6 protein-coding genes are annotated in these 9,288 nt (G+C 69.2%); 3 read left to right on the top strand and 3 right to left on the bottom strand.

Going from position 1 to position 9,288, the window contains the following annotated elements; all coding sequences use genetic code 11:
• From AAHZ94_RS21635 to AAHZ94_RS21625, 3 genes are all read left to right on the top strand, one after another.
• Positions 1–1,642: hypothetical protein (locus tag AAHZ94_RS21635; RefSeq protein WP_349994635.1), on the top strand; the 1,642-nt coding region annotated here is incomplete at its 5' end.
• Position 1,643: 1 nt separating this feature from the next.
• The gene (locus tag AAHZ94_RS21630) at positions 1,644–2,201 is read left to right on the top strand and encodes a hypothetical protein (RefSeq protein WP_349994634.1); all 558 of its coding nucleotides are present in this window, start codon (positions 1,644–1,646) and stop codon (positions 2,199–2,201) included.
• A gap of 143 nt (positions 2,202–2,344) precedes the next feature.
• A complete protein-coding gene (locus tag AAHZ94_RS21625; RefSeq protein ID WP_349994633.1) occupies positions 2,345–2,596 on the top strand; it encodes a hypothetical protein in 252 nt (83 codons plus the stop codon).
• A gap of 50 nt (positions 2,597–2,646) precedes the next feature.
• Here the strand turns inward: AAHZ94_RS21625 and AAHZ94_RS21620 are convergent, their stop codons facing one another.
• The 3 genes from AAHZ94_RS21620 to AAHZ94_RS21610 all read right to left on the bottom strand — a co-directional run bounded on the left by AAHZ94_RS21620 (position 2,647) and on the right by AAHZ94_RS21610 (position 8,714).
• Positions 2,647–4,851 carry an ATP-binding protein gene (locus tag AAHZ94_RS21620; RefSeq protein ID WP_349994632.1) on the bottom strand — a complete coding sequence of 735 codons (2,205 nt, stop codon included), beginning with the start codon at positions 4,849–4,851 and terminating at the stop codon, positions 2,647–2,649.
• Complete coding sequence (locus AAHZ94_RS21615; RefSeq protein ID WP_349994631.1) at positions 4,848–5,615, bottom strand: Pvc16 family protein; 768 nt, start codon at positions 5,613–5,615, stop codon at positions 4,848–4,850. Before AAHZ94_RS21615 ends, AAHZ94_RS21620 begins: the two co-directional genes overlap by 4 nt.
• A 96-nt stretch (positions 5,616–5,711) precedes the next feature.
• Positions 5,712–8,714: an HYR domain-containing protein gene (locus AAHZ94_RS21610; protein ID WP_349994630.1), complete on the bottom strand. Its 3,003-nt coding sequence runs from the start codon at positions 8,712–8,714 to the stop codon at positions 5,712–5,714.
• Between the last annotated feature and the right edge of the window lie 574 nt (positions 8,715–9,288).

Genomic DNA, 9,288 nt, shown 5'->3' with positions numbered 1-9,288 from the left:
GGCCAACAAGGTGAAGAGCGTGCTGCGGGCGGCGGGGCGGCCGGTTAAGCGGGCTATTGACAAGTTGGTGGGGGTGATTGCGCGGAAGGGGAAGGGGATTTGGGGGCGGTTGAAGGGGAGGGAGAAGGGCCAAAAGACGGCATACGACTCTGAAAGGAAGGTTAACGGGAAGCGAAAGGCAGAGGAGACAGGAAACGGCGCTTGGCGAGGTGAATCGAGAAAATGGGCGAAGGGCACGGATACCGGCAAGGATCAGACGAAGGGCAAGGGGGGCAAGAATGAAGCTGCCGCGCTTGCGGATGCGGACCGGGCGCTCGCCAGGGCTGACTCCCACGATGTGGCGGTGACCGGCGTCCGCATAGTGGAACGCAAGCGCAACGTCCCGCTCCATTTAGTCGTGGATTCCACGACGCCAGAGGGCGAAGTGGTGCATGTCCAAACGGCCCGGACCCCGCAACACACCCTCCGCGACGAGAATCAGATACGGAACGAGATAAAGGCGGCGATGCGCGACAAGCACAACAACGTGCTCATCCAGCAAGTGCACTCCTACTGGTGGAAGACCTACATCAGCAAGGTGCGAAAGGGGCCCTTGCCGAGTTCGCCTGACTTGTTCGAAGAGAAAGATCTCAATGGCACGGAAAATGATGCACAGGTGCTGACCCAGACTGACGATTTCGTTGATCCGCTGCTCGGCTACTTCAAGGGAAATCGGAAGACAGCGGAAGCGAACGACTTCTACAACCATGTATTCGGCTCTCAGAGTCCTCAGCGGAGGACGTTCTTGAAGGCTCTCGGGTCATCTGTCCCGGAGGAGCTGGCGAGGCTGGCTGCGAGCCGAATACCGTCGATCGCCGACGAGTCCTTCCGAGTAAACCTGGAAGAGGGCATGAAGCAGCTCGGACCGGACAGCTACAAGGTCGACGTCTCGCCCTATGGGCAATTTGACCTGCCAAGCCTGCGACAGAAGGAACACTCCGAATATTTCCCGACGAACATCGTTTCCGTCACCTGCGGCGACACAGTTACCACTACGTACACGACACGGGCCGGCAAAAAATTCACCGTAACCAAGAAGGGAAAGGGCTCCTCGGAGACTCTCACTATAGAAGGCCTCGACCTGAACCTGAAGCCTCCCGGTGCGCCGCGAGGTATCACACAGACTCCAGACGGCTTCGTGGAAGGCGAGGAGTTCAATCGTGCACACGGAATCGCCGACTGGTTTGGCGGCTCTGGATTCAAAAAAGGCCTGAACCTAGTTTCGACGAGCGACCATTACAACAAGAGAATCCAAGGCGAGGCAGAGAGGGAGATAGAAGGCAGCATCCAAAGTTTCGCTCTGGAGAAAGGAGTGGATGTTAGTGAAGTTTCTATGGATCTCACGGTCACTATCAAGTTCAGCAAGCTGGTCGGTGACATTCTCAAGGAAATGGTCACGAGCCTGCCGTGGTATAAATCGTCTGATCCGGAATCGCAGCAACGGTTCACGGATCTCCTGAAGACAGTCTCCAACCCGCCAATCCGGAGAGTCGAGGAGACGAAATACGAGTACATTCTGAAAGCTAACGGCGAGAACAAACCCAAAGATTCGCATACGGTCGGAGCCGACGAATGGCTCTTCGTGAGAAGGAGCGCGAGCTGACGTGGACATCGATGAAGCCGTAATGTTCTTCCAAGAATTCCTCACCGCGATGTACCGGCAGGACGTCGCAAATCTCACAGAGCCGGACGATCAACTGGATCAGCAGGTCGCGCGCACTGAGAGCTTCATGCACTCCTCACCCGGTACTAGCATGACATCCCCCTTCATGCGTCCTAGGCAGATGACGGCCGAGAGATTGGCCGCGATCGCAGAAAATGCGCCGACGCCGGTGTGCCGCCCGTTGTACCTGGTCGCCCAGTACGACGTACCCGGGTGGGGCACTTGCTTTGCGGCCGATGTTGGCGGCGGCAATGAGTCCAACTACGTCGCCTACTCACGCCAGTACTGGGCAATGGAAGTTGACAGGGAGCCGAAGATTATTGCGCATTACGGAATTGATTTCTATGCCGATGAGCTCGCCTGGGAAAACATCGAGGGAGCGATGATAGGGCCCACCGGCGATCCGGTCGCAGTCCGCGCCTTGGAGGAGCCTCGTGTCCCGCGTGACCGGCAAAACTACGATCGGATCGTTACGTCGGCCCTGCGGGACGGTGCCTAAGACATCGTTTCAACGGCTGCGACCGTCATCCTTGATTCGTGCCCCGCGGTGCGGTGTCAACCGCAGGAGGCAAGGCATCATGCTCATGGATCGGCTGAAGAAACTTGCGCTCGCCTGGCGTGGACGTTCTGTCAGAGTGAGGTATGGCCACTCTTCCCTGCGCTCCCGACGAGGGACCCGCGCGCATGTCCTTCCACGAGGTCACAGGCGACGCGGCCTGTGACTGTAGCGACCAAGGCCGGGCGCCCCGCTACGTAACACAGCGTGAGAGCGAACGCCGTAGCCTGCGCGAGCTGATCGCGGCCAACGAAGAGCTTCACGGGCCACTGACCGCCGAAGAGATCCGAACAGCCGAAGCCAAGATGTTCGGCGACGGCGCGAATGCACAGGCCTGAGCTGTACATCGCTGAAAGGCCAATCCACCCACACCATCGTCAGAGCAAGCTCAAACCAACAACCCCACATACTCCCCAAACTCCGAAGCCAACGTCAGCCGCCCCAGCTTCTGGTACTCCCGCTGCACCGCGTGGATCAGGTCCTCCATGCGCACCGGCCCCCCGGACTCCGCCGCCAGGTACGCTGCCGTCACCGCGACCGAGCGGATATTGCCGCCTGCCAACTCAAAGGACTCCGCGCAGAAGTCCAGGTCCAGGCCCTCGGCCCGGGGCAACAGCGGGCCGAGGCACCGTTCCCACAGCACCCGCCGCTGCTCCGCATCCGGCATCGGGAAGTCCACCACCAGGTCCAGGCGGCGCGTAAACGCGTCATCCAAGTTGGCCCGGAGGTTGGTCGACAAAATAGCCAGGCCGTCAAACGACTCCATGCGTTGGAGGAGGTAGGCGCTTTCGACGTTGGCGTAGCGGTCGTGGGCGTCTTTTACCTCTGAGCGTTTGCCGAAGATCGCGTCGGCCTCGTCGAAGAGGAGTACGCCGTTGATGCCGGCCGCTTCGGAGAAGATTTTTTCTAGGTTCTTCTCCGTCTCGCCTACGTATTTGTCGATGACCGTGGCCAGGTCGACCGTGTAGAGGTCAAGGCCCAGGTCGGCCGCGATGACCTCGGCCGACATCGTCTTGCCCGTGCCCGAGTCGCCCGCGAACAGGGCCGCCCCGCCGCGGCCACGGCCGCCGCCGGGGCGCATGGCCCAGTCGCCCAGGACACGGTCGCGGTGGCGGGCGCGGGCGGCAAGCTCGCGGAGTTGGGCCAGCGGGTCGGCGGGGAGGACCAGATCGGTCCAGGTGACGGCGGGTTCGATGCGGCGGGCCAGGCGGTCCAGGCCAGCCGCGTTCTGGGCCCGGGCGCCGGCCCGTACGTGCTCGGCCCGTAGCGCGCCGCCGTCCAGCAGCGCGATCTGTGTCGCACTGTGCGCCGCCTGCCTGACCTGGGCGGGGGTGAGGAGGAAGGGGGACAGGAGGCGGGGGAGGTCGAGATCGTGGGGGAGGGGCGCGGGGTGCGCCCGCTGCCACAGCTCCGCCCGCTCGGCCGGGCCCACCCGCGGGGCCGGCAACAGCAGTGGCGGGCGGGTCGACCACGTCGCGTCCCACGGTGCTCGTCCGACCAGCACCACCGGTAGTTCCGCCTCCGCGACGAGGCGGATCACTTCAGGCTTTTCCCTGGTCAGCGGGTCGATGGGGGCGCCCACCAGGCCGGCGCCGGTGAGGCGGGCCTCGCGGACCAGGATGCGTACGGCGTCCGTCGGGTGCGGGTCGGCCGCCAGGCGCTCCAGGTCCACGCCGATGACCGATCGGCCCGCGCGCGCGAGCGCCGCTGCGGCGAGCGCCGTGCCCGCACCGCCCTGTTCCTCGCGCAGGTAGGTCAACCCGACGCCGCCGGCGATGGCCCTCGCCAACGGTGCCGGGTCGCCCGCGCCTGGCGCCTGGCGCCAGTCCGTACCCGGGGCGCCGTGCCAGGATGCCAGCACGTCGGCGACCCGGGGGTCGGGGGTGTCGCCGCCCAGAAGGTGTGCCGTCACCCGGTCGGGGACGCGCAGCGCGCGGGCCAGGAACGGGCGGTCCGGCTCCTCGACCAGCAGCAGCCCACCGGCACACAGTGGCGCGGCCGGGTCAAGCCGCTCCCGCGCCCGCGCATCGGCCGGCGACACGCCACACAGCGAGAGCGCGAGACCGGCCGACGGGCGCTGCCGGGTCACGTCGTCGTTCAGGTACGCGTAGAACTGCTCGAAGCGGTCGTCCAAGTCCGGCACCAGGGCGATGAGTAGGACCTCGACGTCGAGCGGCGTGAGGGCGAAGGTGTGAGCGAGGGCGCGTAGGCGGGTGTGGGGTGGGACCGCGGTGGCCGTCACCTTCGGAGTGTCCGTGTCCGTGTCCGCGCTCGCGCCCCGCCCTGCCCTCCCGAGGTCGCCCCGCCCCGTGTCGCCCGGTATCCGGGCCTCCGCCTGGTCCGCCCACGCCTCCGCCGCCGCGAGTCGGTCCGCGTCGGTCGGGTCGGGGTCGGTGGTGGTGCGGCCCTCGTCGAGCAGGCGTCGTACGGTGTGGTCGTCCAGGTAGAGGCCGCGGAACGCGTCGTCCGGGTTCGGGTCGGTGGCCTGGCGCGCGTCGATCGCACGGCGTACCCGCTCCTCGATGAGGGCGGCCCGTGCGAGCACGTGACGTAGGCTCAACTGACGGTGCTGGTCGGTGTGTTCGTCGGTCATCCGGGTCGTTCTTCCGAGATCCGGCGGCCGATGCCGGGGCGGCGCCGGCGGCCTCGGCCGGGTTCCGCTTCGGGCCCGCCGGCCGGGTCGGGCACGGCCGGGGCGGGGCGGCCGGGCTGCCGGCCGTAGATCGGCAACTCGGCGCCGCCGGGGGCCCGTTCGCGCGGCCCCTCCGCCGCGCCCTGCGGGTCGTGGTCGGTGAAGCCGAGCCGTAGGCCCTCGTCGGTGACGGGCGGGCCCACCGGATAGACCGGGGATTCGGTCACCGGGACGCTCACCACCAGGTCGAGCGAGGGTTTGAGCTCGCCGCCGAGCGCGCTCCACACATCGGCGAACGAGCGGTCCTCGGGTGGCGGGAGGGCCACCGTCATCGGGACGGCCACGCCGATCTCGGCCAGGGAGCCGGTCAGTCGCTCGTTCGGCAGCGACTCGTGCCGCAACAGGCAGGTCAACAGGGAGGAAAGCAGGCGGTGTTCGTCCTCGGGCCGCTTGGTCCAGGCGGTGATCAGGTACGAGAGCTTGAAGAACCGCGGCGGGCGGCGGCGGGCCACGACGACCCCGCGCGCGTCGTACTCGTTGTGCAGTCCGCGCTCCCGCAGCCGCATGTCCTCGCGGATGTCGTACAGATACAGGTTGACCGTGGGGGCGTTGACCTTGGCCGCCCATTCGCGGGTGGGTGCGTCGAAGACGACCGCGATCTGCGCGCCGGCCAGTACGTCCGTACGGAACAGTGACCGCAGCACCTCGTCGACCTCGTGGATCACGCGTCCCTCTCCCTCTGTCGGTTGCCTCCGCGGGTTCCTGCCGGGAGGCTCGCCGCGGGTCTCGCCCGCCCGGTGTGGGGCGCGGGGTGGCCCGAGTCAGCTTCGGCCGGCGAAGTCCGGTGGTTGCAGGTTCCGTTGGACCACCAGGAACGGTTTCGTCATCCGGTCGAGTCCGCGTACCTCGGCGCGCAGCTCGCGCGGGCCGAGCCGGTCCTTGCGCAGGACGAGCATCTGCGCGAGGAAGGTGCCGTCGGCCTGCACCGTCACGGTTGAGCGCGCGGGCGTGATGCCGGGTTTCCAGGACAGCGAGACCAGCGCCCCGGGTGGGAAGTCCGTGCCGCGGACGAGGGCCACCTGACCGGGCGTGCCCACCTTCGGGGTGAGGGTCAGCTTGGGTTGCAGGATGCGGAGGGGGGCCGTGGCGCGGTTGTCGCGCTGGTCCGGGTCGGCGAGCGAGCCGCGTACGGACACCCGTACGTCGCCGGCGACCGCCGTGCGGTAGCTGGCCGTCTGGGTCACGACCAGCCGCCCACCGGGAACGATCGAGCAGGGGGCGCGCCGGGTGCACGCCGAAGGGGCCGCCACGCTGCGTTGTCCCGCCTTCTTGGTACGCGGCCAGGTGGTGTCGACGACGACGTCGCGCGCCGTGTCGGGGCCGGCGTTGGTCAGGACGAAGCTGGCCGTGACCGGCCGGCCCGGATAGCCGCGCGCGGGGGCGACACCCGCACTGACCGCGACGTCGGCGCTGGGCGGCCGGGGCGGCTCGGGCGGGGTCGGTGGGTTGGTCGGCGGGTTGGGTGGGTTGGACGGGTCCGGCGGGGTCGGTGGGTTCGGCGGATTGGGTGGGTTGGGTGGCTGAGGGGCCGGCAGTACGGTGAAGGTCGCCGTGCCGGTTCCCTCGTTGCCCGCCGCATCGGTCGCGGTGCAGGTCACCGTGGTGCTGCCGACGGGGAACAGCGAACCCGACGGTGGGTCGCAGGTGACCGGCAGCGATCCGTCCACCTGGTCGACGGCGGCGGCCGGGAAGGTGATGCGCGCACCGCTGCCGTCGGTGGCGTCCACCGTGCGGTCGTCGACGACGACCTCCGGCGCCGTGACGTCGTTGACCTTGATGCTGATGCGCTGGCGGTAGTTGGGGGTGGGCCCCGGTTCGTCGCCGCCGCCCGAGTCGCCGTCCTGATCGCCGTCTTGGTCTCCGCCGGGGGTTCCGCCAGGGGTGCCACCGCCGGGTTCGCCACCGTCCTGGTCGCCGCCGGGAGTGCCACCGCCGGGTGTGCCGCCCGGGTCGCCACCGCCAGGTTCGCCACCATCCTGATCGCCGTCTTGGTCGCCACCCGGGCCGCCGGGACCACCGGGTCCACCCGGACCACCCGGACCACCTGGGCCGCCGGGGTCACCCGGCCCGCCCGGTCCACCGGGCCCGCCCGGATCACCACCGCCAGGGGTACCACCGGGGTCACCACCACCCGGGTGGCCACCCGGATCACCACCACCCGGATCACCGCCGGGACCTCCGTGGTGGCCCCCGGTCGAGGTCGCACCGCCCAGTACGCCGCCGAGCATGCCGCCCGTCTGCGTACCGTGCTGGCCGCCGTGCGTGCCGGCGATCACGCCGCCGAGCACGCCCCCCACGACGGCGTCACCACTCGTGTCCCCGCTCGTGTCCCCGTTCGTGGCGCCGTGCGCGGAGCCGTCCGTTGCACCCGAAGTACCGCCGTGCGTATGGCCGTTGGAGGCACCGCCGTGTGCGTGGCCGTCGCAGTTGCCGCTCTTGCCCGCGATGGCGCCGCCGAGTACGCCGGCCACCCCGCCGCTGTTGCGCCCGCTGTCGGAGCCGCCCACGCCGCCGGCCACCAGGCCCGCGATGACCCCCGTACGGCAACCGTCGGTCGAGCCGGTGAGGCCGCCGAGCACGCCCGCGACCAGGCCGGCGTTCTGGCCGCTGTCGCTCCCGCCGACCCCACCGCCGATCACGCCCGCGACGGCCCCGCGCTCGCCGCCACCCGCATCCGCCGGGGCTGCGCCGTCCGGCCCCTGCCCCGCGGCCCGGAACAGCCGGTCGTACGTCGTGGAGTCGGGGTCGGGAACCTTGCCGTCCAGCAGGAACTGGATGCCGCACTCCACCGTCCTGCCCTGCGGCGCGTCGGCGGTGAGGCTGATGGTCTCCTGGAAGGTGGCCACCTCGCCGCTCGTCACCTGCTGTGAAGCCGGTTCGATGCGCACCTGGATGGCAGGGTCGCAGGTGGCGGGCTGGTGGCTGACGGTGGTGGGCAGGTTGGTCAGGCCCTCGGTGATCTTCTCGGCCACCTGGTCGGCGTCGATGCCCTGGAACAGGCTGCCGTGGGTGGCCTCGATGACGCGGGTGGCCTGGTCGGGTTCGTGGGTCGGCTCGCCGTTCTGGCCGGGGCCGTTGCCGTTGTCGCCGGTGCCGTTCAACCCGTCGCCCAGGTACGTCGCCACGTCGACGCCGATGACCCGTACGCCCGCGTCGACCAGTGCGTTGGTCGCCTCCGTCAGGGTGTGTCCCTCGCTGGGGTCGTGGCTCGACGCGTCGCCGACCAGGACCACCACCGGGCTGGCGTCCGGCCGGAACCGGGTCGCTCCGTCGGCCCCGCCGGCGATCCGCCACAGGGCGTTGATCCAGTCCTCGGCCGGGCCGGGGCTGCCCTTGCCGAGGTCGGCCTTGAGCGCGTCGACGCCGTCGGCGACGGCCTTCAGGTCGTGGGTGAGGCCCTGCTTCACGTCGAAGACCAGGTCCTTGTCGGTACGGTCGCCGAACCTGGCCACCGCGAACCGGGAGTCGGGCTGCGTGGCCCGCACCCCGGTCGTGATCGTGCTGAGGTCCTTCCGCAAGTCGGTGAGGGTGGCGTCCATGCTGTACGTGCCGTCGACGAGCAGCACCACGTCAGGCCGCGGCGGCACCACGGGCGTCCGTACCTCCTTGACCACCTCGATCGACCCACCCGGATCGAGCGAGCGCTCGACGAGCGCCGGCGTGATGCCGGCGCCGGGGCCGGGTGAGCCGCGGTCGACGGCGGCACCGGGTACGACGCTGATCGCGAGCAACAGCGCCAGGGTGAGGGTCGCTATGCGGAACACGCCGGGGTGGTCGGCGAGTCCGGCCCGGCCGGTCGGGTCGCCCGTGCCACGGGCCGGCCACCACCGGGCGCGGCCCGCGGTGTCGGTCCCGGTCCGCGTTGGAAAGCGCTCACGCCCCCGCACAGCACACCCCACTCGGTCGATGCCGCCCCTGATGCCTCTGACGCCCCTTAAGCCTCTGCTGCTGCGGACCGGCCGGCCCGCAGCCCGTCCGTCGCACACCGGTCCCGCTCGGCCGCCGAACCGCCGCGTCGCCGGCCGGGCCGGCCCGCGCGCCGCGCACCAGCCTCACCCCGGCGTACCACCCGGTCAGCGGGGCGCGAGCCAGCCCTTCGGGTACGGCGGCTGCCCGAAGGTGCAGCGGGTCGCGACGGCGCGGCCGGAAGCACTCGTTCGACCGCATCCCGATCACGGACTTTCACCACAACTGCCTTTCATCACAAGTGAGTTCGGGCGATAGCTGTGACCGCGCTCGGCCGCCGGAGCGCCACGGAATCGACACACCCACCACGCAGCCACCACACACCCATCACGTGCCGAACGCGCCCACCCTGCGTACGCACCCGCCTGACCC

The sequence above is a fragment of the Streptomyces sp. HSW2009 genome (genome assembly GCF_040240285.1).
In the GTDB taxonomy this organism is placed as follows: Bacteria; Actinomycetota; Actinomycetes; order Streptomycetales; family Streptomycetaceae; genus Streptomyces.
This window is presented reverse-complemented; position numbering and strand designations above follow the sequence as displayed.

Coding starts and splice junctions, on each gene's coding strand:
- AAHZ94_RS21625 (WP_349994633.1), top strand. CDS start 2,345: ATGGCCACTCTTCCCTGCGCTCCCGACGAGGGACCCGCGCGCATGTCC.
- AAHZ94_RS21620 (WP_349994632.1), bottom strand. CDS start 4,851: ATGACCGACGAACACACCGACCAGCACCGTCAGTTGAGCCTACGTCAC.